Here is a 24,373-nt window from a genome sequence, read left to right as displayed (position 1 = left end):
CTTGCCACTGTCAGGTGAGTGTTCGGCCGGCGAGCCTGGAGTCATGCATTCAGACGACTTCCTTGCACAGCAGGTGATGAAGGCCAACAACGCCAACGACCTGACACCGGTCCGTCGTGACGACCGCCCGGCCGTTCTGATCATGGCCGCCGCGCTGTGGCGTGCCATCCGCTACCTGGCCTCAGGTATCGACGCGTTCTCCAGCGTCTGGCACGGGATCGAGGTGCCGGCCGATCACGAGTCCCGTCACCGCCGGGAATCCCGGCGAACTCCAGGTGGCATCGATGACGGCGGGACGTCCGAAGCGCATGGGCCGGCTCGTTCGAGCATGCCTGGCGGCCGCGATGTGAACTGACCGATGTCCCGTGATACCCGCGGCGTCCGGGCGAGCAACTGCCGCACTACCCGGCCCGCGGTGGCTCAATGCGGTGGCGCCAGTGGCACGGGTCGGGGCCGGTCGTGCAGGACGGTGGTCATTTTGCGGTAGGCGATGCCGAGCACCACGTAGAGCACCACAAGTGCGAGGAACACCACGCGGGACCAGCCGGTATCGGGCAGCACGGCGGCTGCCACGGCCGCGGCTCCTGCGAAGGCCCCGTTGTACAGCGTGTCGTAGAGCGAGAACGCGCGCCCGCGATAGGTGTCGGCGGTATCGCGCTGCACGATCGTGTCGACGGCGATCTTCGCTCCCTGCACCGCCAGTCCCATCAGCACCGCGGCTGCTGCGATCACCACGAAGGTCGGCGCCGCCGCCATCAGCACCTGGCTGAGGGCGCCGAGTCCGAGACAGACCACCACCCATCTGGAGGGCGCCATCCGTTCGTGGGCGAGTGGGGTGAGCACGATCGCCAGGCCGTTGCCCGCGAACGAGATCCCGGAGAGGAGGCCGAACATGGCCAGTCCCGCCGCCGGGTCTGCCGGGTCGCTCAGCAGGTTCCGGGAGATGAGGATGAGGGCGATGAAGTTGACCCCGTACAGGAAGCGGTGGATCGCCATCACGCCGAGCGCTGCTCCCGGGGTCCGGCGCGCGACGAGGTAGCGAGCGCCGGCCACGAGATCCGTCGCCGTGGCGCGCACGTCCTTCCATGCCTGGGCGAAGTTGCGCACCCCGGGAACCAGGTCCGGTCCGAGCTGATCCTTGCCCAGTCTCAGCGCCAGCAAGGAGGCGAGGCCGAAGATGACAGCCGCGATGGTGAGCACGAGGCCGTTCTTCCCCGGCCCGGCCGGCACCAGCAGTCCGATCAGGAATCCGAGCGCAGCCCCGATCACAGCGGCCACGGCGCCGAGAGTGGGGCTGATCGTGTTCGCGATCAGCAGCTGCTCGCGCGGCACCACCCGTGGCAGGGCGGCGGAGAGTGCCGCGAGCAGGAACCGGTTCACGCCCAGAGTGACCAGGGCGATCACGTACACCGCCACCGAGACGCCGTCGGTGGCCATCAGCAGTGCCAGGACGGCGGTGAGCACCACGCGCACGGCGTTGCCTACGAACAGCACCTGCCGCCGTCGCCACCGGTCCAGCAGGGGGCCGGCGAACGGGCCCACGATCGTGAACGGCAGCAGCAGCACAGCAAACGCGGCGGCGACCGCACCGGCAGTGGCCAGGTTCTCCGGGGAGAAGAAAAACAGAGTCGCCAGACCGGCTTGGAACATCCCGTCGCCCGATTGGGAGACCAGGCGCACGGCGAACAGACGCCGGAACCCGCGGTGGACGGCGACGGTGCGCAGGTCGGCGAGGATGCTCACTCCGTGCAGGCTATCGCGCGTGAGGTCGAGTCCAACGCCCTGGGCGGGTTCATGCCGAGCTGTCCTCTTATTACGAATGTGTCGTAATAAGGTAGGGTGAGCATATGCACACGGAGCCGATGACCAGCGAGACCTGGGCTACCGCCCTGCGGTCGCTGGGCCGGCGAGTCACGCGGCAACGCCTCGCTGTGCTCGACGCTGCGCATCGCCACCCCCACGCCACGGCCGAGGTCATCCTCGAGACCGCCCGGACCGAGCTGCCCGCACTGACCGCCGCGTCCGTGTACCAAGTCCTGGGCGACCTCAGCGAGTGGGGTCTGCTCCGCAAGCTCGAGACACCGGATTCGCCGGCTCGTTACGAGACCCGCATCGGCGACAACCACCACCACGTGATGTGCGTGCGGTGCGGTGCGGTCGAAGACGTGAGCTGCGTCGTCGGACATGCCCCCTGCCTGACCCCCGCCGAGACGGCAGGGATGCGCATCGTGACCGCGGACGTGCTCTTCCAGGGCATCTGCGCCAGCTGCGATGCCGCCGAGCCCGACCGGCACGCTGCCTCGGCAACTCCCTGAGTTCCGCGCCCCGAAGACCAGCAGCGCCGCTTCGGCGCCGCACCCCATCGAGTTCCCGACCCGAGGAGATCATCGCCATGACCGACGTGACCACGACCAATAGCGGCGCCCCGGTGGCCAGCGACCAGCACTCGCTGACCGTCGGCAACACCGGCCCGATCGCCCTGCACGACCACTACGTGGTGGAGAAGCTGGCCCAGTTCAACCGTGAACGCGTCCCCGAGCGGGTCGTGCACGCCAAGGGCGGTGGGGCCTTCGGCACATTCGTCACCACCGGCGACGTCTCCGCGTACACCCGCGCGGCACTGTTCCAGCCGGGCGTTGAGACCGACATGCTGATCCGCTTCTCCACGGTCGCGGGTGAGCAGGGCAGCCCCGACACCTGGCGCGACCCGCGCGGTTTCGCGGTGAAGTTCTACACCACCGAGGGCAACTACGACCTCGTGGGCAACAACACCCCAGTCTTCTTCATCCGGGACGGGATCAAGTTTCCCGACTTCATCCGCTCCCAGAAGCGCCTGCCCGGCTCGGGCCTGCGCGACAACGACATGCAGTGGGACTTCTGGAGCCTGCAACCCGAGAGCGCCCACCAGGTCACCTGGCTGATGGGCGACCGGGGCATCCCGCGTACCTGGCGGCACATGGACGGATTCGGTTCCCACACCTACCAGTGGATCAACGCCGACGGCGAGCGATTCTGGGTGAAGTACCACTTCGAGACCAACCAGGGCAACGAGTTCCTCACCGGCGCCGAGGCCGACGAGCTGGCGGGCCAGGACGCCGACCACCACCGCCGTGACCTCTACAACGCGATCGAGTCCGGCGACCACCCGTCCTGGACCCTCAAGGTCCAGGTGATGCCCTACGAGGACGCCAAGACCTACCGGTTCAACCCCTTCGACCTCACCAAGGTGTGGCCGCACGGCGACTACCCGCTGATCGAGGTGGGCACGATGACGCTGAACCGCAACCCGGAGAACTTCCACGCCCAGATCGAGCAGGCCGCCTTCGCGCCTTCGAACTTCGTGCCCGGGATCGCCGCCAGCCCCGACAAGATGTTGCTCGCACGGATCTTCTCCTACGCCGACGCCCACCGCTACCGGGTCGGCACCAACCACGCCGAGCTGCCGGTGAACGCGCCCAAGTCGCCCACCCACTCCTACTCCAAGGACGGCGCGATGCGGCACGGCTTCCGCCCGGCCGATGCCCCGGTGTACGCGCCGAACAGTTTCGGCGGTCCGGCGGGCGATCCGGCGGCCGCGGGTGAAGGCAACTGGGAGTCCGACGGCGAGATGCAGCGGGCTGCACAGTCCCTGCACGCCGAGGACGACGACTTCGGCCAGGCGGGAACTCTCGTGCGGCACGTCCTCGACAACGCCGCACGCGAGCGCCTCGTGGGTAACATCGCCGGGCACGTGGCCCAGGTGCGCTCGGAGGTCATCCGCGAGCGGGCGTTCGCCTACTGGGACCAGGTGGACGCCACGCTTGGCACCCGCGTGCGTGAGGCGGTGCACGCCCTGCGCTCCACCTCCGTGGCCTGACGGCTCGAGCCCACGACGGGATCTGGATCCCGCTTGCGACGGCGTCCCTTCCGCCCGAAGGAAGGGACGCCGTCGTACGTGCGAGACAGGGAATCATGGGCGGCCCGGGCAGAAGCGGCCCTTGATCATCTGTTCAATACCCCCTAGTCTCGCCACGACGGGGTGCGGCTGTGCGTTGGGCACTCACCGGCCCTGCGACGCCCCAGAGGGAGAAGTCCGTCATGACCGAGGTTCACGCACGTTCGCTTCGCAGCCGTAAGATCCGCGCCGTTCTCGCCGGGGGTCTCGTCCTCGGCGTCGGTGCCGCCGTCACCCTCGCCGCCTGGAACGACAGCGAGTTCACCACCGGTCTGTTCGGTGCGGGCTCCTTCGACCTGCAGGGGTCGACCACCGGAGACGACCTGGACTACACCGATCACGCCTCCGCCGGTGGTGCCGCCGAACTCACCTTCTCGGCCCCCTTCGACAACCTTGCGCCCGACGACGTCGTCTACGCCCCGTACTGGGTGCGCCTGGCCGCCGGCACCACCAGCCCGGCCTCGCTCGACCTCGTCGCCCTGGACTCGACCGACACCACCGGGACCAACTCGGCCAACCTCAGCTATGAGGTGTACGCCATCGGCGACGCGGCGGCCTGCGATGAGACAGCCACGGCGGGCACGCTCCTGGGTTCGGGCACGCTCGTTGACGAGCCGGCGGTCGCCGGCGGGACAGTGAGCCTGCCGGTTGGCGCCACCACTGCTGATCCGGGTGACGCCACGCAGCTGTGCACGATCGTGACCGCCGGGCCGGACCTCGAGCAGGGTGGCGAGACGACCGCCGTCTGGCAGTTCACCGCGACCTCTGAGTGACCGGTGTGCCGGGAGCGCCGCTCGGCCGGACAGGGAGCATGCAGGTGAGGGCCATCTCGGCGCTCGCCGTGCTGCTGGCTCTGCCCGCCGTGCTGGTCGGCGGTGTGTCCAGCGCGGTGGCGGCCCCGGCCGAGACCCGGGAGGTGATCTCCGGGGAGGTGCTCCGCTTGGTCTCGGTGCAGGACCGGCCGGCCATGAGCACCATGGCACCGGGTGAGCCGGTGGCCTGGGACGTGCAGGTGAGTGCGAACCGGCCCGACGGCGAGATCGCACTCTCCCTGACGGCGGCCGGACCGGAGGGCGCCTTCGAGGTGCAGGTGGCTGAATGCGCAGCGGAGGGAACGGCCTGCACCGAGCAGTTGATCGGTGCGACGGCGGTTGGGGCGATGCCGGTGGAGTTGGGAACCCAGCCCGCCGCGGAGCAGGTCTGGTACCGGATCACCACCGAGCTGATCGCACCCGAGCACGGGGCCGAGCTGGCACTGCGGTTCGTAGCCGCCGGGTCAGGTGAGGAGGTCTCGGCCGGTGGTGGAGGCGACCTGCCGGCGACGGGAGGCCCTCACCGTGGTGTGGGGCTGGCCGTCGTGATTGCTGTCGCTGCAGGTGTGCTGCTGCGCTTCGGGGGCGCCCTGATCCCTTCGTCCCGGTGTGGCGTGGCGGGATCTGACGGCGGTCGCCGATTGCCTGGGGAGCGCCGGTGGTGAGACAGATGCGTGCGCGACTGGCTGCTGCAGCTGCAGGGGTCATGCTCGTGTCCGGCGCGGTGGCGGTCGGGCAGGTGGAGCCGACGGTGGCGGCCTGGACGGATGCAGAGCACTTGCAGTCCACCCTGACTGCAGGCGTACTCCATCCGCCTCAGGCCAATGGATGCCCGATCGGCCTGCTCAGCACGAGCGCGACCCTGCACTGGCTGGAACCGGAGGATCCGCCGAGCGACTACAGCTATGCGTGGGAGCTGGTCCGCCCCAGCACCGGAGCCCTGATCGACTCCGGCAGCTACCCGAGCACCACTGGTGAGCACGAGGTCGACGTTTCGGGACTGCTCACTGTGGTCGCCACCTACTCATTCCGGATCCGCGCGGTCTCCGGCGACTGGGAGAGTGCCGAACAGACGGCCACGGTCACCACCCTCCTAGGGGCCCTGGGCGTCGTCTTGCTCGGATCATGCACGTGGGACTGACGGGCAGCATCGTGCGTACGCCTTCGAGGCACCGCGGGCTCTCACGCTTCGGCGACGTCTTGTTGACGGCGCTGGCGGTGGCCGGCGGGCTCTGCATCCTGCTGGTCATCCTCGCCGTCACCCTGAACATCACCCTGATCATGTTCTCCACCGGCTCGATGGCCCCGACGATCCCGGCCGGATCGGTCGCGGTGGTCCGGGAGGTGCCGGCCTCACAGATCGAGGTGGGGGACGTCGTCACGGTGGACCGCCCGGGGGCCCTCCCGGTGACGCACCGCGTGACCGACGTGCTCGCCACGGAGGGGGACCGCGCCACGTTCACGATGCAGGGTGACGCCAACGATGACCCCGATCCTGCTCCCTACACCGCCGAGTCGGTGCGGGTGGCGCTCACCTCGGTACCCCACCTTGCGTCAGTGATCGTGTGGTTCGGCCATCCGGTCGTGCTCGGTTGCCTGACCGTCACGGCGACGGCGTTGGTCACCTGGGCCTTCTGGCCGCGCCGCACGCCGGGCTCACCTAAGCCCGATCCGTCTCAGGTCTGAGGTTCGAGCAGGACCTTCAGCGCTTCGCCGGCCTTGGCCATCTCGAACGCCCGGTCGGCCTCGCGCAGCGGCACCCGGTGGGTGATCAGCTCAGCGAAGGCTTCCGGTGCGCTCGCGACGATCTCCATCGCCTCGGCGCAGTCGGCTGCTGTGTTGGCGGTCGAGCCGGTGACCAGCAGTTCGCGATAGTGGATGAGGTTCGCATCGACGGTCACCTCGCCCTTGCCGGAGGGGAGACCTGCGAAGAAGTTCACCCTCCCGCCCTTGGCGGCGGCCCGGACGGCGTCGGTGAACACCTGATGGACCGGCGTCGCGGCGATCACCACCTCGGCCCCGATGCCGTCGGTGAGCTCGAACACCTTCTCCACCAGATCCTCGGCGCGTGGATCGATTGTCTCGTCGGCCCCGTACTGGCGGGCCAACTCGCGCCGGGCCGCCGACGTCTGGCTGACGATGATGCGTCGGACACCCGCCTGCTTGGCGAGGACCACCGCCGTCAGCCCGATCGGCCCGGCACCGCACACCAGCACGGTGTCCGCCGGAGTCAGGCGCAGCGGGCGCAGACCGCGGACGACTGCCGCGACAGGTTCGATCATGGCGGCCGTCACCAGGTCCAGCCCGGCTGGAAGCGGGAGCACATTGCCTCCTGCGACCCCACGGGCGGTGACGCGGACGACCTCGGCGAATCCGCCGTCGAAGGTCAGGCCGACGGAGGTGTAGTCCTCGCACAGCGGTCCCAGGTTCTTGCGACACGGCGGGCACTGCCCGCAGGCGATGTTCGGGGCGATCGCCACCGGAGTTCCTGGCTCCAGGTCGGCCCGGCCGGAGCGGTTCTCCCGGATCCGGCCGACCGATTCGTGGCCGGGAACGCGCACCGTGCCGGGCGGGAACAGCCGGTGCTCCCCTCGGGCGATCTTCAGGTCGGTCCCGCAGATGCCGGCGGCGACCACGTCGATCGTCACCTCGCCCTCGGCCGCACGCGGGAGGTCCTTCTCGCGCAACGCCATCCGACCGTCACTGCCGTACTCGTAGGCCAGCACCCATGCTCCCTTTCGTCGGTGGCACCACGCTAGAACAGGGGAGGACAGTGCTGCTGCGTTGCCCTCATCGTGGACGGCCCGTCCACCACCACCCGCGAAATCAATCGTCGATTTGGCTGCTCGCCGGCGACCAAATCGACGATCGATTTCGCGGGGTGGTGGGTGGGGGGTTCAGCCCTCGCCGGCGATGAAGGCCTCGACCTTCGCGCGCCCGGTCTGGTCCTCGTACTGCTCCGGCGGGGACTTCATGAAGTAGCCGGACGCGGCGAGCACCGGTCCGCCGACGCCGCGATCCTTGGCGATCTTGGCCGCACGCAGCGCGTCGATGATGATGCCGGCAGAGTTCGGGGAGTCCCACACCTCCAGCTTGTACTCAAGGTTGATCGGCGCCTCACCGAAGGCACGACCCTCCAGCCGCACATACGCCCACTTCCGGTCGTCCAGCCACTGCACGTAGTCGGAGGGGCCGATGTGCACATTGCGAGACCCGAGGTCGTGATCGACGTTGGAGGTCACGGCCCGGGTCTTGGAGACCTTCTTCGACTCCAGCCTGTCCCGCTCCAGCATGTTCTTGAAGTCCATGTTGCCGCCGACGTTCAGCTGGTAGGTGCGGTCGAGGACGACGCCACGCTCCTGGAACAGGCGCGCGAGCACCCGGTGGGTGATCGTCGCACCGACCTGCGACTTGATGTCATCGCCGACGATCGGCACGCCTGCCTCGGTGAACTTCGCCGCCCACACCGGGTCGCTGGCGATGAACACCGGGAGTGCGTTGACGAATGCGACGCCCGCGTCCAGGGCGGCCTGCGCGTAGTGCTTGGCGGCTTCTTCCGAGCCGACCGGCAGGTAGCAGATCAGCACGTCGGCCTTGGCCGCTCGCAGGGCGTGCGCGACGTCCACCGGTTCCGCGGCGGACTGCTCGATGGTCTCCAGGTAGTACTTACCCAGTCCGTCCAAGGTGGGGCCACGCTGCACCGACACCCCCAGCGGCGGCACATCGGCGATCCGGATGGTGTTGTTCTCGCTGGCGCCGATGGCCTCGGACAGGTCGAACCCGACCTTCTTGGCGTCGACATCGAACGCTGTCACGAACTCGATGTCGCGGACGTGGTACGGACCGAACTGCACGTGCATCAAGCCCGGAACGCTGCCGGCCGGGTCGGCGTCGGCGTAGTAGTGCACGCCCTGGACGAGAGAGGCGGCGCAGTTGCCGACTCCCGCGATCGCTACGCGGATGCTGCTCAATGTTCTCTCCTTGTCGTGGCGGAACCCGACCATCGGACGGGCCCAGATGACTACCGCGATGTGACAAATGTATATGTATGTCTGGTCACCATCGTAGGCCTCCGGCGCGCGGTAGCCGAGTCCGGGCGTACGGCAGCGGTGTGAGCGCCCTCACCGGTGAGGCAACGATTGTGTGTGGAGCGCGTGAAGGGCGGCCTTGCGGCCAAGGTGCGCACCGCATACTGGGGCAACAGCAGGAGAAGTCCACACCCCGGGCCCTCCTGCGGCATCGAACAGAAAGGGCTCCTGTGGCACGAGGACGCGGAACCCCCGGCAGCGGATCGTCCGACACCCCGCGACGACGCACGCCCGGATCCGGCGACGGCACCGGCAAGGCTGGCAACACCGGCACCGGCGGAACAGGCCCTCAGCGCCGTAGCGTGCGCGACTCCGGGCTACGGACCTCCGCGCAGGAGACCGGTCGCACCTCCCGGACCACAGCGGCCGGTGGGCGGACCGGCGCAGGCCGACCTACGCCGTCGTGGAAGAGCACAGCCTCCGCCTCCTCGGGCGCCAAACGGCGGACGCGGCGAGGCGCGACCCGCGGCAAGAAGCGGTTCTGGAACTACCCCCGGCGGGGCAAGGGGCCGGTGATGCGCTGGTTGCCCGGCTGGCGGTTCCTCCTGGGTGCCGCTGGATCCGTACTCGTGATCGGGGCCGTGCTGTTCGGGATCGCCTACGCGATGGTGGAGGTGCCCGAGCCCGACGACTTCGCCCTGGCCGAGGGGTCGACGATCACCTACGCCGACGGCGAGTCCACGATGGGTTCGTTCGCCGAGGTCGACCGGGAGATCATCGACCCCACTGAGTTGCCGGAATATGTGGGGGCCGCGATCGTGGCCTCGGAGGACCGGCGTTTCTACTCCAACGTGGGAGTCGATCCGGTCGCGATCCTGCGAGCACTGTGGAACAACCTGCGCGGCAACGACACCCAGGGCGGGTCCACGCTCACGATGCAGTACGTCGAGCGGTACTACACCGGCCAGACCTCCGGGTATGTCGACAAGTTCCGTGAGGCGATCCTGGCGCTGAAGATCGACCAGCAACAGAGCAAGGACGAGATCCTCGGCGCCTACATGAACACGATCTACTTCGGGCGCGGCGCCTACGGGATCGAACGTGCCGCGCAGGAGTACTTCGGGCACCCGGCCTCGGAACTGACGGTCTCGGAGTCGGCTCTACTGGCCGGAATCATCCCCTCCCCGGGCAACTGGGACCCGGCCGTAGCGCCCGATCAGGCGCAGGCGCGCTGGGAGCGAACACTGGCGTTCATGGTCGAAAGTGGGGATATCACCCAGGCCGAGGCGGACTCCCAGGAGTTCCCCGAGGTCGCCGAGCCGGTGCGCACGGATACCTACGGCGGGCCGAACGGATACCTGCTGACGATGATTCGCGACGAGCTCATCGCCGCCGGCTTCACCGAGGACGAGATCGACGGCGGTGGCCTGACGATCACCTCGACGATTGACGAGGGCCTCCAGGACGATGCCGTTGCCGCGGCCGAGAGCCTTCCCGAGGACACTCCCGACGGCGTCCGGGTGGCGTTGACCTCCATCGACAACTCCACCGGTGGCATCCTCGCGTTGTACGGCGGCCCGGACTTCCTGGAGCGGCAGCGCAACGCTGCCACCCAGGACGTGGCGCAGGGGGGATCGACGTTCAAGGCGTTCACCCTGATCGCCGCACTCGAGAACGGGGCCACGCTCGAGGACAGATACACCAGCTACTCGCCGATGGACATCGACGGGCACGAGGTCAACAACTTCGACCGCGTCAATCGCGGCAACATCGATCTTGCGACCGCGACGCAGCACTCGGTCAACACGTCCTATGTGCAGCTCAACCGTGAGTATGGACCGGAGAACCTGGTCGACGTGGCCCATCGGCTCGGCCTGCCGGAGGACACGTCCGGGCTGGAGGGGAACTTGGTCAACGTGCTCGGCACCGCCTCCCCGCACCCGGCCGACATGGCCGAGGCCTACTCGACGATCGCCTCCGGCGGCGTGCATCACGACCGTTTCATCGTCGCCTCGGTGAGCAACCGGGATGGAGACGTCGTCTACACCGGCGGAGCCGAGGGTGAGCGGGAGTTCGACGCCCAGGTGATCGCCGACGCCACCTATGCGATGCAGCAGGTGGTCAATGGCGGGACCGGTGCAACGGCGTCGGAGATCGGCCGGCCCGCAGCCGGAAAGACCGGCAGCTCCAACGACTACCGGTCGGCCTGGTTCGTCGGGTTCGTCCCGCAGATCACCACCTCGGTGGCGATGTACCAAATCGGCGCCGGTGGCGAAGAGGTCTCGATGCTCGACGGCTGGGGCGGTGTGGCGCCGATCTCCGGTGGTAGCTACCCGACCGACATCTGGACGCAGTACATGAGCTCCGCCGTCGAGGGCCTGGACGTGGAGGAGTTCCCGGAGCGGTCCGCGCCCGAGCAGGTGTACGTCCCCCCGGCCCAGCCGACGCAGGAGGAGACCACCGAGGAGCCGACCGAGGAGCCCACTGAAGAGCCGACGCCGACGCCGACGGAGGACCCCACTGAGGAGCCGACCGAGGAGCCCACTGAGGAGCCCAGCGAGGAGCCGACCCCGACGCCGACAGAGGACCCGAGCGAGGAGCCCACGGAGGATCCGAGCGAGGACGCTGATGGTGGTCTGCTGGACGGACTCCCCAACGGCACCGGTGACTCCAGCGGTGGCGGGGGTACGGACGGAGGGGGCGGTGGCAACGGGAGTGGCGGGCCCTGACCTGCGCCGACCTGAACTACCCGGTGACGGTTGTTCAGATCACGCCCGGGACCGGCGGCGGGTCCGGTAGGCTAGTCGGGTATCTCGTGCATCATCACACCGGGCTCCCGTCCGGGTGAGACGCACCGAGAGCATGCATCACCCTCCTGTCACGGAAAGACCGTGGCCGCTTAGTCCGAAGGAGGTGGGTTCAAGCATGCGTCACTATGAACTGATGGTGATCCTCGACCCGGCGATCGACGAGCGCACCGTTCCCGCGTCGCTCGAGAAGTTCCTCGGCGTCATCACCAGTGGTGGTGGGACCGTCGACAACGTCGACATCTGGGGCAAGCGCCGTCTGGCGTTCGAGATCGCGAAGAACTCCGAAGGCATCTACGCCGTCGTGGACATGCACGCCACGCCGGAGCTCGCCAAGGAGCTCGACCGCCAGCTCGGCCTCAGCGAGTCCATCCTCCGCACGAAGCTCATCCGACCCGACGCGCGCTGAGCGCGTTTCTCCCGCAAAGGAGCGTCATGGCAGGCGAGACCGTCATCACCGTGATCGGCAACCTCACGGCGGACCCGGAGCTCCGGTTCACCCCGTCGGGGGCAGCCGTGGCCAACTTCACGATCGCGTCCACCCCCCGCCAGTTCGACCGGCAGTCGAGCGAGTGGAAGGACGGCGAGACGCTGTTCATGCGGTGCTCGATCTGGCGTGAAGCGGCCGAGAACGTCGCCGAGTCCCTCACCAAGGGCATGCGCGTGGTCGCTCAGGGCCGTCTGGTCCAGCGCTCCTTCGAAACCCGGGAGGGCGAGAAGCGCACCGTCGTCGAGATGCAGGTCGACGAGGTGGGCCCATCGCTGCGGTACGCCACGGCCAAGGTCACCCGCGCCCAGCGCGGTGGCGGAGGCGGCGGCTTCGGCGGAGGCAATGCCGGCGGCGGCTTCGGCGGAGGCAACCAGGGCGGTCAAGCCGGCTACGGCGGAGGCCAGTCCTCCGGTGGTCCGGCTGACGACCCGTGGGCCACGGGCGGCTCGAGCTTCGGCGACGAGCCTCCCTTCTAAACCATCACCACTGCGCGCCGCGTGAGCGTCGCGAGCATTCAAGGAGCAACAACTATGGCGAAGCGTGATACCCGCAAGCCTGTGATCAAGAAGAAGGCAAACCCCCTCAAGACCACCAAGGTCGAGGGGCCGATCGACTACAAGGACACCGCGCTGCTGCGGAAGTTCATCTCGGACCGCGGCAAGATCCGCGCGCGCCGCGTGACCGGTGTCTCCGTCCAGGAGCAGCGTCAGATCGCCAGGGCCGTGAAGAACGCCCGTGAGATGGCCCTGCTTCCCTACTCGAGCTCTGCTCGCTGAGGCCGGGAGGAACAGCCATGGCAAAGCTCATTCTCACCCACGAGGTCACCGGCCTCGGTACCGCGGGTGACGTAGTCGACGTCAAGGACGGCTACGCCCGCAACTACCTGCTTCCGCGCAACCTGGCCACCCCGTGGACCAAGGGCGGGCAGAAGCAGATCGACCAGATCACCGCGGCTCGCCGCAAGCGCGCTATCGAGTCCATCGAAGACGCTCGCGCCGTGCGCGACTCGCTGCAGGCCAAGTCGTTCGTGGTGAAGGTCAACGCCGGTCCGAGCGGCCGTCTGTTCGGCGCCGTCACCACGACGGACATCGCCGAGGCAATCCACGCTGCCGGTGGGCAGCAGGTGGACCGCCGCAAGATCGAGATCGGCCAGCCGATCAAGAGCCTCGGTAGTTACCAGGTGCAGGTTCGCCTGCATGCTGACGTCTCGGCGACGGTGGACCTGAACGTGGTCCCAGGCGCCTGACACGCCACCAACGTACGGCCCGGTCACCTCAGGGTGGCCGGGCCGTCCGTGCATCCGGGGCCCGTGGTGAGCGTCACATGGATAGTTCTGCCGTACCGGAGTGAGCCCGCGCTCTGACAAGGTGAGCGTCATGAAGATGACACGACAGATCCTGGCGATGACTGCGCTTCCCCTGGCCCTCGGGCTCGGCCTCGTGGGGTGCAGCGGGAGCGCCACGGTGGACGAGGCAGAGGTGGAGTCCACGACCGCCGATCAGCTCGAGCAGATGGTAGGCACACGGCCGAACATCGATTGCCCCGGTGACCTGGAGGCCGAGGTCGGGGCGACCCTGCAGTGCGTGCTCTCCGCGGATGGTGACACGGACGAGTACGCGGTGGACCTGACGGTCACCTCGGTGGAGGACGGCGTCGCGAACTGGGACTTCCAGGTGGCCGAGACGCCGATGTGATGCTCCGGACCTGAACGGAACTGACGGCCCTGAGGGTGTCTGTGCCACATGGGGCACGGATGTCTCCAGGGCCGTCCGTTGCGTTCACACGCCGAGCACCATCCACCTGGACCCGCGCGATCGCAGCCATGTGGTCAGCGCGCGTGCGCCGAGGAACCCACCGGCAAAGGCCACCCACAGCCACACCAGCCCGAGCGCACCCTCCGGCGCCCAGCGCGCGACGGCGCCGAGCAGTGGAAGGTAGGCGATCAGCGCCACGCCGCCCGCCCAGGCCAGGTACACGCCGTCCCCTGCTCCCATGAGGACCCCGTCGAGCACGAACGGCCAGGCGGCCACGGGCATGAGGACTCCGATGGCGATGAGACCGAGGTGGGCTGCGTGCTGCACGGCAGGGTCGGAGGTGAACAGGGGCGTCAGGAATCCGCCGAGGAGCGCGATGAATGCCCCGACCCCGATGCCGGCGAGTGTGCCCCATTGCAGGCAGCGCCGGACGACGGCCCTCACCTCCGCAGGGCGGCGCGCCCCGAGCCCGTGGCCCACCAGCGCCTGGGCAGCGATCGCGAGGGCGTCCAGGACGAACGCAGCCAGCATCCAGACGGAGTTCACGATCTGGTGCGCGGCGAGGGGCACGTCGCCCAAGGAGGTGGCGGTGGCCACGGTGAGCAGGATCGCTGCGCGCAGCGTGAGCGTGCGGATCAGGAGCGGCAACCCGGCGCGGGCGTTGGCGAGGATGCCACGGGGTTCCGGACGGAGGGAGACGCCGCGGGTGCGTGCCGCCCGGAGGACCACCCACATCAAGGTGAGCGCCATGATGATCTGGACGGACGCCGTCGCCAGACCGGACCCGGCGATCCCCATCCCTACGACGTGCACGAGCAGCACGGAGCCGGCGGCGTTCGCGATCGCACCCGCGACGGCGACCCGCAGTGGCGTGCGGGTGTCCTGCAGCCCCCGGAGCGCCCCGGTCGCCGCAAGCACGACGAGCATCCCAGGGATGCCCGGAAGGCTGGTGCGCAGATAGGCCAGGGCATGCGGAGCGACCTCGTCAGAGGCGCCCATCGCGCGCACGACCGGGTCTGCCGCCGTGTAGCCGACGACTAGCACCAGCGCGCCCAGCCCGAGTGCGAGCCAGATGCCGTCCATCCCGACGGCGAGGGCCCCCTTCTCATCGCCGGCGCCCAGGCGCCGGGCTACTGCGCCGGTGGTGGCGTAGGCGAGGAAGATGAACAGGGCCACAGTGGTGACCAGCAGCGTGGAGGCCAGGGTGAGGCCGGCGAGCTCAGAGGTGCCGAGCCGGCCGACCACCGCGGAGTCGACGAGTACGAAGAGCGGTTCGGCGACGAGGGCACCCAGAGCGGGGAGGGCGAGGTCGAGGATGCGCCGGTCAAGCATCCGACCGGCAGGTCGCGCCTGGTCATCCGGCGTGTCGTCCACTGATCCTCCGAGTTTCTTCTGTCCACAGGGTGTGGGTGATGAATGTGTGGGAATCACGCGGTCTTGAACGGTTGTCCACAGGGGCTTGAGCGACCTGTGCACAACGGGGCCACAGGCATCCACACCGCGTCCACAGCCTAGGTCGTGTTCGTCCCCAGGTCCGCCGCCGGTTGTCCCCAGGCGGCTGATGGTGCGGTTTGCGGGGAGGTGGGCAGGTGCGTAGCGTCGCCGGGGCGCGGGGACTGTCGGTGGTGCCTGGTAGATCTGACAGGGTCGCAATGAGGGAGGAACCGGACGATGGTGAGGCAGGCGTGGGCGAGGTGCACCGGTGAGCATCTCTGAGATGACCGAGGCTCCCGAGAGCTTCGAGCGCACCCCGCCGCAGGATGTCGCGGCTGAGCAGTCGGTCATCGGCGGCATGCTGCTGTCCAAGGACGCCATCGCGGACGTGGTGGAGGTGCTGCGCGGGAGCGACTTCTACCGTCCCGCACATGAGGCGATCTACGACGCCATCCTTGACCTGTACGGCCGCGGGGAACCGGCCGACGCGGTGACGGTCTCGGCGGAGCTGACCAAGCGGGGGGAGCTCAGCCGGATCGGCGGCGCCCCCTATCTGCACACGTTGCTCTCCTCGGTACCCACGGCCGCCAACGCCGGCTACTACGCGCGGATCGTGCGCGAGCAGGCGGTGCTGCGGCGACTGGTGGATGCCGGCACCCGGATTGTGCAGCTCGGCTACGCCACCGACGGCGGCGACGTGGACGATCTGGTCAACACTGCCCAGTCGGAGATCTACGCCGTCACCGAGCGGCGCACGTCCGAGGACTACGTGCCACTCAAGGACGTCATCAACTCCACGATGGAGGAGATCGACGCCGCCTCCCACCGTGGGGAGGGCATGATCGGTGTGCCGACCGGGTTCGCGGATCTGGATGCGCTGACGAACGGTCTGCACGCCGGGCAGATGATCGTCGTGGCGGCCAGGCCGGCCATGGGAAAGAGCACCCTGGGACTGGACATCGCGCGGGCTGCCTCGATCAAGAACGGGCTGACGTCGGTCATCTTCTCCCTGGAGATGAGCCGCAACGAGATCACCATGCGTATGCTCTCCGCCGAGTCGCAGGTGCCGCTGCAGAACATGCGTAAGGGCAACATGCGCGACGAGGACTGGACGCGGCTGGCGCGCACGATGGGCAAGGTGTCTGAAGCGCCGTTGTACATCGACGACAGCCCGAACATGTCCCTGATGGAGATCCGGGCGAAGTGCCGCCGGCTCAAGCAGCGCAACGACCTCAAGCTCGTGATCATCGACTACCTGCAGCTGATGAGCTCAGGCAAGCGAGTCGAGTCCCGCCAGCAGGAGGTTTCCGAGTTCTCGCGTGCGATCAAGCTACTCGCGAAGGAACTCGAGGTGCCGGTGATCGCCATCTCGCAGCTGAACCGTGGCTCGGAGCAGCGTACGGACAAGAAGCCGCAAGTGAGTGACCTTCGCGAATCGGGCTGCCTGACGGCCGAGACCACAGTGCTGCGTGCCGATACTGGAGCCGAGGTCACGATGGGCGAGCTCTTTCGTCAGGGTGCGACAGACGTTCCAGTGTGGGCACTGGACGACCGCCTCAAGTATGTTCGCCGTCATCTCACGCACGTTTTCAGCACGGGGACAAAGCAGGTGTATCGGTTGCAGTTGGCCTCCGGCAAGGAGATCCGTGCGACCGCAAACCATCCCTTCCTGACCTACTCCGGATGGAGGCCGCTCGGGGAACTCGAACCGGGCTCGCGGGTCGGTGTGCCGCGTCATGTACCTGCGCCCAGTCAAGAGGCAGCGTGGGACGACCGCAAGGTGGTCATGCTCGCCCATCTGCTCGGTGACGGGTCGTTCGTGGCACGCCAGCCAATCCGGTACGCGTCAGTCGATCCGGAGAATCTGGAAGCAGTAACTCAGGCTGCTACCGCTTTCGGGATTGATCCTCAGCGAGATGACTACTCCATCGCTCGATGCACCACTATCCGACTACCCGCGCCGTACCGGTTGACTCACGGCAAGAGGAATCCGATCGCTGCTTGGCTCGATGAGTTCTCCCTCTTTGGTTGCCGAAGCCATCAGAAGTTCATCCCGGAGCCGGTCTATCACCTGCCGAAGGCCCAGATCGCGCTGTTCATCCGCCATCTTTGGAGCACAGATGGGTCGGTCACTATCAATAAGAACGCCAGGTCGGGCCGAATCTACTACGCAACCACGTCGCGCAAGCTGGCCGATGGGTTGAGCCGGCTCCTTCTTCGATTTGGCATCTCGTCCCGTCTGCGCGCGACCACCAAGGGGGCCTTCCGCCCCAACTACAGCCTCGACCTGTCAGGTGTCGATGACCAGCGGCGCTTTCTGCAGGAGATCGGTGTCCACGGAGTGCGCGGCGAACAGGCGGAGCGATTGCTCGCGATTATCCGGGACGTGCAGGCGAACACGAATGTCGACACAGTGCCCCGCGAGGTGTGGACCGACGTTCGGGACGTGTTAACGGAGCGCGGGATGACCCACCGGGAGTTCGCCGCGGCCATGGGCACACAGTTCTGCGGCTCGACGATGTGGAAGCATGCCCCTTCGCGCGCGCGGCTCGGGCGGGTGGCAACCCTCCTGGAGAGCCAAGAGCTGGAGGTGATGGCCGTCAATGACCTTCTATGGGACTCGGTGGTGTCCATCACGCCGGACGGCGTGGAGGAGGTCTACGACGCCACCGTGGCGGGCAGCCATAACTTCGTGGCGAACGGTATCGCTGTGCACAACAGCATCGAGCAAGACGCCGACATGGTGATCCTGCTCCACCGCGACGACATGTACGAGAAGGAGTCGCCCCGCGCCGGCGAGGCCGACGTGATCGTGGCCAAGCACCGTAACGGACCGACCGACACGATCGTCGTGGCGTTCCAGGGGCACTACGCACGATTTGTGGATATGGCCCAGTAACTCCCTGCCGGCACCGGTCCTACGGCAGGTCTCGGGTTGGCGAATCGTCGTCCAGGGCTGCGCACCCGATCGCGAGGCACCGCGCCGGCAGCGGGCCATCAGCATGTCTGACGGTGACTGTCGGCGCCCTACGTCATGATGGGTGACGTGAGTGCACCTCCCGTGATGGCCGACGTGGCGGCCGCTGACACGCCCGACGTGCGCAAGGCGCGAGGGGCGTTCTTCACGCCGGACGCGATCACGTCATTCATCGCGCAGTGGGCCATCAGATCGGCCGCGGATCGGGTTCTGGAGCCATCCGCGGGTGATGCGGCCTTCCTGACGGCGGCGGTCGAGCGCATGCGACGGCTGGGGGACGCTGCCGTGTTCGTCCCCGAGGTCCATGGCGTCGAGATTCACGAACCCTCTGCTGCAGTGGCCCGCCACCGCGTGAGAGAGGCCGGTGGTATCGCGCACGTTGAGGTCAAGGACTTCTTCGATGTCCAACCGGCGCCGACCTATTCGACGGTCATCGGCAACCCGCCCTACGTTCGCTACCACGGGTGGGTCGGCACAGCTCGCACCAAGTCCCGGGCTGCGGCCCTGCGCGCGGGAGTCCCGCTGTCTGGCCTGGCGTCATCGTGGGCCGCGTTCACCGTCCACAGCGCGCAGTTCCTTCGCGACGGTGGCCGACTCGGGCTGGTGCTCCCTGCCGAGCTCTTGAGCGTCAACTACGCCGCGCCCGTGCGTCGCTTCCTCTTCGACCACTTCGCACGGGTCGAGTTGGTCCTGTTCGACTCGCAGGTCTTCCCGGAGGCCGAGGCGGATGTCGTACTCCTGCTGGCGGACGGGTACAACCATGGGCCGACAGACCACGCGGTCATCCGCCAGGCCGTCGATGCCTCAGGTCTGGCGACCCTCGCCGACGGCCAGCGCTGGGCGCCGCTTGACCCGGCCGGCAAATGGACAGGGTCGCTCGTGCCTCCACCGGCAATCGAACCTCTGCGCAGACTGCGGGAGGAGGGGGCGTTCACGAACCTGCAGACGTGGGGCGAGACGACGCTCGGAATGGTGACCGGTGGTAATCACTTCTTCACGCTCTCGCCTGCCAAGGTCGCCGAACTCGGGCTACCTCGTGGCGAGCTGCGACGGCTTTCCCCACCCGGCAGTGCCCACTTGAGAGGTCTGACCCTGTCGACTGCGATGCTCAGACGTCTCGGCACTGAAGGCAAGGCAACCTCCCTCTTCTATCCGGGAGACCAGCCATCGCCGGCGGCTCGGGCCTACATCGAGGCTGGTCACAAAGCAGGCGTCGACGACGCCTACAAGTGCCGGGTGCGCCGACCCTGGTACCGGGTGCCACTTCTCCCGGCCGCCGACCTGCTGCTGACGTGCATGAACGCCGACACACCGCGCTTGACGACGAACCAGGCGCGGGCTCTTCATCTCAACTCGGTCCACGGCGTCTACCTCTCCGACGAGCACCGGGAACTGGGCCGGGAGCTGCTGCCGCTGGCGAGCCTGAACTCCGTCACGCTCCTCAATGCAGAAATGGTCGGTCGAGCCTATGGCGGAGGGGTCCTGAAGATTGAGCCCCGCGAGGCGGATGTCTGGGCGATGCCGTCGCCTGCCCTCGTTGCGTCGCAGGCCGATGCGCTACGAGCGATCCGTGCCGCGGTCGCACGCAAGCTCCAAGCGGGTCAGCTGCTGGAAGCCGTCGAGATCGTCGACAGGGCGTTGCTCGTGAACCCTCACCAAGCAGACGCCGCTGAACTTGTCCAAGTACAACGGGCGCGGGCCGAACTCGCCCGCCGACGAATGGTGAGATCCCAGCGTGTCCGGTGAGACCAAGCCCGTGAAGCGCTCCGCCAAGGCCCGGGCCTGGCCACTCTTCGACCGTATCGTGGCCGATGGAGTGGACGCCCAGGGCGGGTACACCAACCCGTGGTATCAAAGCGATGATGGCCGGCTCCGCTATCGGCCGGACTACGCGACGCTCGAGCGACTCCTCGGCGTGCCGCTCCACCTCGGGGCAGCCACGACAACGGGCGTGCCGGCACTCGCGCTCGATGTCTGGATCGCCTATGAACTGCGCCGAGCCGGCTTCGCCCCCGACGCCGTATGGCCACGTGCCCGCCATCCACGCATCATGCCGAGCACCATCTCCGCGTTGCTCGATGCCTTGCCGAAGGCACAGTCGGACGAGCTGCTGCGCCGCCTGTCCAAGGAGGGCAACGTCCGGGGCGTGACGTCGTCGAGCGCGAACATCCTCGGCAAGAACTACAGCAAGCAGGTCGACGTCATCATGGCCGATTGGGTGACGGGCCCAGAACTGCTGATCTCGACCAAGCGCATGGATTCCTCCTATGGCAAGAACGCACCCAACCGGGTCGAGGAATCCTACGGTGATGCCAAGAACCTTCGACTGCGGCACCCGCTCGCAGCGCTCGGATTCGCCTTCGGCCTGCGCAACGACGTCTTCGACAAGGAACCGGACACTGCCGAGTGGCTCCTGGATCTGCTCGAGAAGCTCGGTCGTGCGGACGATGCCTATCACGCCACCTGCGTCATCCTCATGGAGTACGGCCCGGATGCCACGCCAGTACCGGATGATGGTCAGGACGACGAGAATCGCTCAGCGGCCGCGGGACTCACGCCTGGACCAGCCGATGACGAACCGGTAGACATCGGAGCAGTGGAAGTTGACACGGCGCTCAGACTTCTACCGACGGTGCGCATCGACCACGCCCGCACCCCGGCGAGCCTCTCTCCGGCCCGTTTCCTCGCGACCATGGTCAACCACGTCCTGGACACCACCCCCGTCACCATGCACCGCACTGCTCGTGGCCGCCGCCGCGACGCCCAGTCACCGCAGTCGCCGGAGTAGGACTCGACGTTCCGGAGTTCAGGCGCGAGAGGCGTCCCATGCCACGACGTACGCTCACCAGCATGCAGCGCGATCAGCACTTCGACCGAGTCGCCCAGACCTACTCCAGCGCCCGGCCGCCGTATCCGCCCGAGCTGTATGCGGCGCTCGAGCAGGCCGGCATCGCGGCTCCGGGTAGGCGCATCGTCGAGATCGGCGCCGGCAGCGGCCAGGCGACTCGGGAACTCATCGACCGTGGCTGTGAGGTGCTGGCTGTCGAGCCAGGACCGGACCTCGCCGCCCGCCTGCGCGCCACCTGTCCCGAGGCTACTGTCCTGAACCAGCGGTTCGAAGACGCTGCGCTGGACCCAGCCAGCGTCGACGCAGCCGTCGCGGCGACCTCGATGCACTGGGTGGATCTGCCTCATGCACTCCCACTTCTCCACGCCGTCGTCCGGCCGGGCGGTGTGCTCGCGGTCTGGCGCACCGTCTACGGCGATCCCCGGATCCAGACACCCTTTCGTGACGCCGTCTCCCAGATCGTCGCCGCGCGGCCGGCCCAGGTGCCGGTCTACGACCCGCTCACCCCCCGACCCACCATCGACGAGCTGGAAGCCGGCAGCTGGTTCACACACCAGGCCTCGCGCGAGTGGACCTGGAGCGTCCAGCTCGACCCACACCAGCTCCGACGGCTGTTCGAGACGTTCCCCGACTGGGCCCCTGCCGAGCTCGATGCCCTGGAAGCCGCTGCCTTGCGCGCAGCACCCGTGATCGAGCACTACGTGACCATCCTTCACATCCTTCGCCGCACCTGACCACCGCTCGGAACAGACACACATCGCCGGCCCGGAGAGAACGCTCCATCCGGCGCTCAGCCAGCCCCGATCGCCTCGACCAGCAATCCCGTCGCCGCGAACAGGTCCCGCGAACGCTGTGCGATGTCCCGTTCACGCGCATTCAGTACAGCTGTCGCATCCGAGCGCAGCAACCGCGGCAGCAGTTCCCGCATCGCCTCGATCCGATAGCCCGCCTGGCGCAGCTGGTGCACCAGCCTGGCGTCCCGTACGGCTGCCGGCGAATACCGGCGGTAGCCGCGCCGGTCACGATCCGGCCGCACCAGTTCCTCCGACTCCCAGTGCCTCAGGGTCGAGGGCCGGACACCCAGAGCGAGCGCCAATTCTCCGATCGACATCGCCTCGCTGCCGCTGACCGGTTCACCCCGGATCGCCACCGCTGCCTCACGCGCCAGACGCACCTCACGGCGCTCGCGATCCAGCCCGGCGTGAGCGGCATCGAGCAAGGCGACCATCGCATCCATCCCGTCGGCACACATCACCCCTCGTGCAGCAACGGGCCCGATCGCCAGCGCGAGAGCTTGGTACGCACGCAGGTGGCGCAGATGCGACTGGCCGAACACCCGGTACCCCGAACCGGTCCGAGGAACCGGCGGCAGCACCCCGGCCGTGGCGAGTACACGAACCTGCTGCACCGAGCACCCCGCCCGGCGTGCAAGCTCACCTGTCCGCACCCAACCCTCCATAAGCACTTCAATGATCGACTTGAAGCATGTCTATCACCGAAATCGCCACGCTCGTCGACTCTCTGCCAGGAGTCCTCACCCTTCGCCCCACGCCGGGTGACGGTACCCCCGAGCTCGCCTGGGGTGACCTGTTCTTCTACTACGCCCCCGACGGCGTCCTCCCGCCCGGCCAGCCCTTCGCCACGGTGATCGTCAAGGACTACCCGGACGAGCCGCCGTCGGGGTTGGGCGCTGGAGTGTTCCGCGTGAACGTGGATGCCGGACGCCGCGGGCAGGCCCCACCGCAGGACCCGACGTTACGCGACCAGGTCATGCCACACCCGGCCTACGCCGCCCTCGGATGGGTGTGCGTGGTGCAGCCGGGGCCCGCCTCCGCAGGGCAGTTGGAGGCCCTGGTGCGTGAGGCACACGCGGCGGCGCGGCGCCGGTGGGAACGCCGTCGGGAGTGAGGCAACGCGGCCCCTGCGCGACCGGGGAGGAACCATGGAGGTGAGGATCGTCCCAGTCACCGCTTCGTCACGGGTGAGCCATCCGATCCACTGCCCCGCACAGCTTCTCGCCGGACTGCAACTCGGCCAGGCAGTCATGGAGCTCCTTGGTCCGTCGCTCGGACTCGGCGATCAACTGGGACGCCACACGTTCCCAGTCCGGCGGCCCCGGTTCGTGCGGCAGTTCCGCGAAGAGGTCGGCTATCTCCCGGAGCGTGAGCCCCACCCGCTGGGCGAGCTTCGCGACCTTGATCCGGCAGCCCGCCGACTCCTCGAATCGGCGACGATTCCCGCTGTCGCGGCGCGCCATGACCACCGCGTGCTTCTCGTAGAACCGCACAGCCGACGGCGCCACTCCCGCCGCGCGTGCGACCTCACCGACGGTCAGGGCTTCCTTCTCGGCTGTGGTGCTCATCGCCTCATCGTCCCCCGTCTCCACCGAAGCGCCAAGCCCTTGACTTCACGCATGGTTGAACCACCAGCGTGGCCCGCATGGAACACACAGACACGATTCTCGTCCTCGGCGCGACCGGACATGTGGGACGCCACGTCGTTGCCGGACTACTCGAAACCGGTGCGCGCGTCCGTGCCGCTGTTCGCCGCCCGGACGCGGCCCACCTGCCGGCCGGCGTGGAGGTCGTCCACGGAGACCTGACCCAGCCCGAGAGCCTGGAACGCGCGGCCTCAGGTGCAGCCTCGATCTTCCTGCTGTGGCCGACTCCCGATACGAGTGCCGCCACCGATGCGCTCGTGGCCCTGACCCGCGACACCTCGCACATCGTGTACCTCTCGGCCTTGGACGGACCGGAGAACCACCGTCCCGACGGATTCTGGGGCGACATCGAGGATCTGATCAGGGCCTCCGGTGTGCATTGGACCTTCATCCGTGCCGGTGGATTCGCCACCAACGTGCTGGGCTGGGCGGACCAGATTCGCACCGGCGTGGTGCGGTGGCCCTATGGCGATGCGGGCCGCTCACTGATCCACGAGCAGGACATCGCCGACGTCGCGGTCGAGGCGCTCATGGCCGGCGGGCACACCGGCCGGAGCTACCCGCTCACCGGCCCGGAGGTCCTCACGCAGATCGAGCAGGTCCGCATCATCGGTGAGGAACTCGGCCGGGAGGTGCAATGGGAGGAGCAGCCCGTCGAGGAAGCGCGTGAGCGACTGGTCGCGAGCTGGGGCGACCCTGACTTCGTGGAGATGGCCCTTGCTGCGTGGGCCGCGATGGTGGACGCACCGGAGCAGGTGGTCGGTGGCCCCGAGTCGATCACCGGCAATCCCGCGCGAACGTTCCGGCAGTGGGCGCGCGACCACCTCCACGACTTCCGGTGACCGGCTG

The 24,373-nt window shown here is 68.0% G+C and carries 25 protein-coding genes; 19 read left to right on the top strand and 6 right to left on the bottom strand.

Going from position 1 to position 24,373, the window contains the following annotated elements; all coding sequences use genetic code 11:
* Positions 1 to 43 precede the first annotated feature (43 nt).
* Entirely contained in the window at positions 44 to 355 is a 312-nt protein-coding gene (locus FV560_RS02070) for a hypothetical protein (RefSeq protein ID WP_159618758.1), read from the top strand.
* 65 nt (positions 356 to 420) lie between these two features.
* Here FV560_RS02070 and FV560_RS02065 read toward each other — a convergent pair whose 3' ends face one another.
* A complete protein-coding gene (locus FV560_RS02065; protein WP_235019862.1) occupies positions 421 to 1,743 on the bottom strand; it encodes an MFS transporter in 1,323 nt (440 codons plus the stop codon).
* Positions 1,744 to 1,847: 104 nt separating this feature from the next.
* Here FV560_RS02065 and FV560_RS02060 point away from each other — a divergent pair, with 104 nt between their 5' ends.
* The 6 genes from FV560_RS02060 (at position 1,848) to FV560_RS02035 (ending at position 6,432) form a co-directional block, all read left to right on the top strand.
* Positions 1,848 to 2,315, top strand: coding sequence for a Fur family transcriptional regulator (locus FV560_RS02060; RefSeq protein ID WP_159618757.1), 468 nt, complete (start codon positions 1,848 to 1,850; stop codon positions 2,313 to 2,315).
* A gap of 77 nt (positions 2,316 to 2,392) precedes the next feature.
* Entirely contained in the window at positions 2,393 to 3,856 is a 1,464-nt protein-coding gene (locus FV560_RS02055) for a catalase (protein ID WP_159618756.1), read from the top strand.
* A gap of 221 nt (positions 3,857 to 4,077) precedes the next feature.
* Positions 4,078 to 4,707: a SipW-dependent-type signal peptide-containing protein gene (locus FV560_RS02050; protein ID WP_159618755.1), complete on the top strand. Its 630-nt coding sequence runs from the start codon at positions 4,078 to 4,080 to the stop codon at positions 4,705 to 4,707.
* Positions 4,708 to 4,751: 44 nt separating this feature from the next.
* The gene (locus tag FV560_RS02045) at positions 4,752 to 5,411 is read left to right on the top strand and encodes a hypothetical protein (RefSeq protein ID WP_159618754.1); all 660 of its coding nucleotides are present in this window, start codon (positions 4,752 to 4,754) and stop codon (positions 5,409 to 5,411) included.
* Between the two features lie 5 nt (positions 5,412 to 5,416).
* Complete coding sequence (locus tag FV560_RS02040) at positions 5,417 to 5,887, top strand: fibronectin type III domain-containing protein (RefSeq protein ID WP_159618753.1); 471 nt, start codon at positions 5,417 to 5,419, stop codon at positions 5,885 to 5,887.
* Entirely contained in the window at positions 5,878 to 6,432 is a 555-nt protein-coding gene (locus tag FV560_RS02035; protein ID WP_235019861.1) for a signal peptidase I, read from the top strand. The genes FV560_RS02040 and FV560_RS02035 overlap by 10 nt, the downstream gene beginning before the upstream one ends.
* On the opposite strand, the gene FV560_RS02030 is transcribed toward FV560_RS02035, so the two are convergent.
* Together FV560_RS02030 and FV560_RS02025 are read right to left on the bottom strand one after the other, a co-directional pair.
* The gene (locus FV560_RS02030) at positions 6,423 to 7,472 is read right to left on the bottom strand and encodes a zinc-binding dehydrogenase (protein ID WP_159618751.1); all 1,050 of its coding nucleotides are present in this window, start codon (positions 7,470 to 7,472) and stop codon (positions 6,423 to 6,425) included. The two genes, FV560_RS02035 and FV560_RS02030, sit on opposite strands and share 10 nt — an antisense overlap.
* Positions 7,473 to 7,643: 171 nt before the next feature.
* The gene (locus tag FV560_RS02025; RefSeq protein WP_159618750.1) at positions 7,644 to 8,717 is read right to left on the bottom strand and encodes an inositol-3-phosphate synthase; all 1,074 of its coding nucleotides are present in this window, start codon (positions 8,715 to 8,717) and stop codon (positions 7,644 to 7,646) included.
* Positions 8,718 to 9,004: 287 nt separating this feature from the next.
* Between FV560_RS02025 and FV560_RS02020 the strand changes: the two genes are divergently transcribed.
* The 6 genes from FV560_RS02020 (at position 9,005) to FV560_RS01995 (ending at position 13,765) form a co-directional block, all read left to right on the top strand.
* The gene (locus FV560_RS02020; protein ID WP_159618749.1) at positions 9,005 to 11,503 is read left to right on the top strand and encodes a transglycosylase domain-containing protein; all 2,499 of its coding nucleotides are present in this window, start codon (positions 9,005 to 9,007) and stop codon (positions 11,501 to 11,503) included.
* Positions 11,504 to 11,699: 196 nt separating this feature from the next.
* Positions 11,700 to 11,990, top strand: coding sequence for a 30S ribosomal protein S6 (gene rpsF, locus FV560_RS02015; RefSeq protein ID WP_159618748.1), 291 nt, complete (start codon positions 11,700 to 11,702; stop codon positions 11,988 to 11,990).
* 26 nt (positions 11,991 to 12,016) lie between these two features.
* A complete protein-coding gene (locus FV560_RS02010) occupies positions 12,017 to 12,547 on the top strand; it encodes a single-stranded DNA-binding protein (protein ID WP_159618747.1) in 531 nt (176 codons plus the stop codon).
* Between the two features lie 54 nt (positions 12,548 to 12,601).
* Positions 12,602 to 12,847, top strand: coding sequence for a 30S ribosomal protein S18 (rpsR, locus tag FV560_RS02005; protein WP_159618746.1), 246 nt, complete (start codon positions 12,602 to 12,604; stop codon positions 12,845 to 12,847).
* A 17-nt stretch (positions 12,848 to 12,864) separates the two neighbouring features.
* Positions 12,865 to 13,317, top strand: coding sequence for a 50S ribosomal protein L9 (gene rplI / locus FV560_RS02000; protein WP_159618745.1), 453 nt, complete (start codon positions 12,865 to 12,867; stop codon positions 13,315 to 13,317).
* Between the two features lie 130 nt (positions 13,318 to 13,447).
* Entirely contained in the window at positions 13,448 to 13,765 is a 318-nt protein-coding gene (locus tag FV560_RS01995; RefSeq protein ID WP_200837489.1) for a DUF4333 domain-containing protein, read from the top strand.
* An 84-nt stretch (positions 13,766 to 13,849) separates the two neighbouring features.
* Here FV560_RS01995 and FV560_RS01990 read toward each other — a convergent pair whose 3' ends face one another.
* Complete coding sequence (locus tag FV560_RS01990; RefSeq protein WP_159619370.1) at positions 13,850 to 15,157, bottom strand: MATE family efflux transporter; 1,308 nt, start codon at positions 15,155 to 15,157, stop codon at positions 13,850 to 13,852.
* Positions 15,158 to 15,542: 385 nt separating this feature from the next.
* On the opposite strand from FV560_RS01990, the gene FV560_RS01985 reads away from it, so the two are divergent.
* The 4 genes from FV560_RS01985 (at position 15,543) to FV560_RS01970 (ending at position 21,818) form a co-directional block, all read left to right on the top strand.
* Complete coding sequence (locus FV560_RS01985; protein ID WP_159619368.1) at positions 15,543 to 18,158, top strand: replicative DNA helicase; 2,616 nt, start codon at positions 15,543 to 15,545, stop codon at positions 18,156 to 18,158.
* A 138-nt stretch (positions 18,159 to 18,296) separates the two neighbouring features.
* Positions 18,297 to 19,982 (top strand): N-6 DNA methylase, encoded by a 1,686-nt coding sequence (locus FV560_RS01980; protein WP_420853339.1) that lies wholly within the window; start codon positions 18,297 to 18,299, stop codon positions 19,980 to 19,982.
* Positions 19,972 to 21,024: a hypothetical protein gene (locus tag FV560_RS01975; protein ID WP_159618744.1), complete on the top strand. Its 1,053-nt coding sequence runs from the start codon at positions 19,972 to 19,974 to the stop codon at positions 21,022 to 21,024. The genes FV560_RS01980 and FV560_RS01975 overlap by 11 nt, the downstream gene beginning before the upstream one ends.
* 62 nt (positions 21,025 to 21,086) lie before the next feature.
* Positions 21,087 to 21,818, top strand: a complete 732-nt coding sequence (locus FV560_RS01970; protein WP_159618743.1) for a class I SAM-dependent methyltransferase — start codon at positions 21,087 to 21,089, stop codon at positions 21,816 to 21,818.
* Between the two features lie 56 nt (positions 21,819 to 21,874).
* Here the strand turns inward: FV560_RS01970 and FV560_RS01965 are convergent, their stop codons facing one another.
* Positions 21,875 to 22,531, bottom strand: coding sequence for a MerR family transcriptional regulator (locus FV560_RS01965; RefSeq protein ID WP_200837488.1), 657 nt, complete (start codon positions 22,529 to 22,531; stop codon positions 21,875 to 21,877).
* A 38-nt stretch (positions 22,532 to 22,569) separates the two neighbouring features.
* Here FV560_RS01965 and FV560_RS01960 point away from each other — a divergent pair, with 38 nt between their 5' ends.
* Positions 22,570 to 22,992: a DUF6194 family protein gene (locus FV560_RS01960; RefSeq protein WP_159618740.1), complete on the top strand. Its 423-nt coding sequence runs from the start codon at positions 22,570 to 22,572 to the stop codon at positions 22,990 to 22,992.
* 67 nt (positions 22,993 to 23,059) lie between these two features.
* On the opposite strand, the gene FV560_RS01955 is transcribed toward FV560_RS01960, so the two are convergent.
* On the bottom strand, positions 23,060 to 23,446 hold the full coding sequence (locus FV560_RS01955; RefSeq protein ID WP_159618738.1) for a MerR family transcriptional regulator: 387 nt from the start codon (positions 23,444 to 23,446) through the stop codon (positions 23,060 to 23,062).
* Positions 23,447 to 23,523: 77 nt separating this feature from the next.
* Between FV560_RS01955 and FV560_RS01950 the strand changes: the two genes are divergently transcribed.
* Complete coding sequence (locus tag FV560_RS01950) at positions 23,524 to 24,366, top strand: SDR family oxidoreductase (RefSeq protein ID WP_159618736.1); 843 nt, start codon at positions 23,524 to 23,526, stop codon at positions 24,364 to 24,366.
* Positions 24,367 to 24,373 lie beyond the last annotated feature (7 nt).

It is taken from the genome of Ruania rhizosphaerae (genome assembly GCF_009805705.1).
Taxonomy (GTDB): Bacteria; Actinomycetota; Actinomycetes; order Actinomycetales; family Beutenbergiaceae; genus Ruania; species Ruania rhizosphaerae.
Note: the sequence above shows the minus strand (reverse complement) of the source record. Positions and strands in the feature narration are given on the sequence as shown.

What these genes read in the sequence shown, in the direction of transcription:
- FV560_RS01995 (WP_200837489.1), top strand. Translation starts at nt 13,448, where the DNA reads ATGAAGATGACACGACAGATCCTGGCGATGACTGCGCTTCCCCTGGCC.
- FV560_RS01985 (WP_159619368.1), top strand. Translation starts at nt 15,543, where the DNA reads ATGACCGAGGCTCCCGAGAGCTTCGAGCGCACCCCGCCGCAGGATGTC.
- FV560_RS01950 (WP_159618736.1), top strand. Translation starts at nt 23,524, where the DNA reads ATGGAACACACAGACACGATTCTCGTCCTCGGCGCGACCGGACATGTG.
- FV560_RS02060 (WP_159618757.1), top strand. Translation starts at nt 1,848, where the DNA reads ATGCACACGGAGCCGATGACCAGCGAGACCTGGGCTACCGCCCTGCGG.
- FV560_RS01980 (WP_420853339.1), top strand. Translation starts at nt 18,297, where the DNA reads ATGGGTGACGTGAGTGCACCTCCCGTGATGGCCGACGTGGCGGCCGCT.
- FV560_RS02055 (WP_159618756.1), top strand. Translation starts at nt 2,393, where the DNA reads ATGACCGACGTGACCACGACCAATAGCGGCGCCCCGGTGGCCAGCGAC.
- FV560_RS01960 (WP_159618740.1), top strand. Translation starts at nt 22,570, where the DNA reads ATGTCTATCACCGAAATCGCCACGCTCGTCGACTCTCTGCCAGGAGTC.
- rpsF (WP_159618748.1), top strand. Translation starts at nt 11,700, where the DNA reads ATGCGTCACTATGAACTGATGGTGATCCTCGACCCGGCGATCGACGAG.
- FV560_RS02010 (WP_159618747.1), top strand. Translation starts at nt 12,017, where the DNA reads ATGGCAGGCGAGACCGTCATCACCGTGATCGGCAACCTCACGGCGGAC.
- FV560_RS02070 (WP_159618758.1), top strand. Translation starts at nt 44, where the DNA reads ATGCATTCAGACGACTTCCTTGCACAGCAGGTGATGAAGGCCAACAAC.
- FV560_RS02050 (WP_159618755.1), top strand. Translation starts at nt 4,078, where the DNA reads ATGACCGAGGTTCACGCACGTTCGCTTCGCAGCCGTAAGATCCGCGCC.
- FV560_RS01990 (WP_159619370.1), bottom strand. Translation starts at nt 15,157, where the DNA reads ATGCTTGACCGGCGCATCCTCGACCTCGCCCTCCCCGCTCTGGGTGCC.
- FV560_RS01970 (WP_159618743.1), top strand. Translation starts at nt 21,087, where the DNA reads ATGCAGCGCGATCAGCACTTCGACCGAGTCGCCCAGACCTACTCCAGC.
- FV560_RS01955 (WP_159618738.1), bottom strand. Translation starts at nt 23,446, where the DNA reads ATGAGCACCACAGCCGAGAAGGAAGCCCTGACCGTCGGTGAGGTCGCA.
- rplI (WP_159618745.1), top strand. Translation starts at nt 12,865, where the DNA reads ATGGCAAAGCTCATTCTCACCCACGAGGTCACCGGCCTCGGTACCGCG.
- rpsR (WP_159618746.1), top strand. Translation starts at nt 12,602, where the DNA reads ATGGCGAAGCGTGATACCCGCAAGCCTGTGATCAAGAAGAAGGCAAAC.
- FV560_RS02040 (WP_159618753.1), top strand. Translation starts at nt 5,417, where the DNA reads ATGCGTGCGCGACTGGCTGCTGCAGCTGCAGGGGTCATGCTCGTGTCC.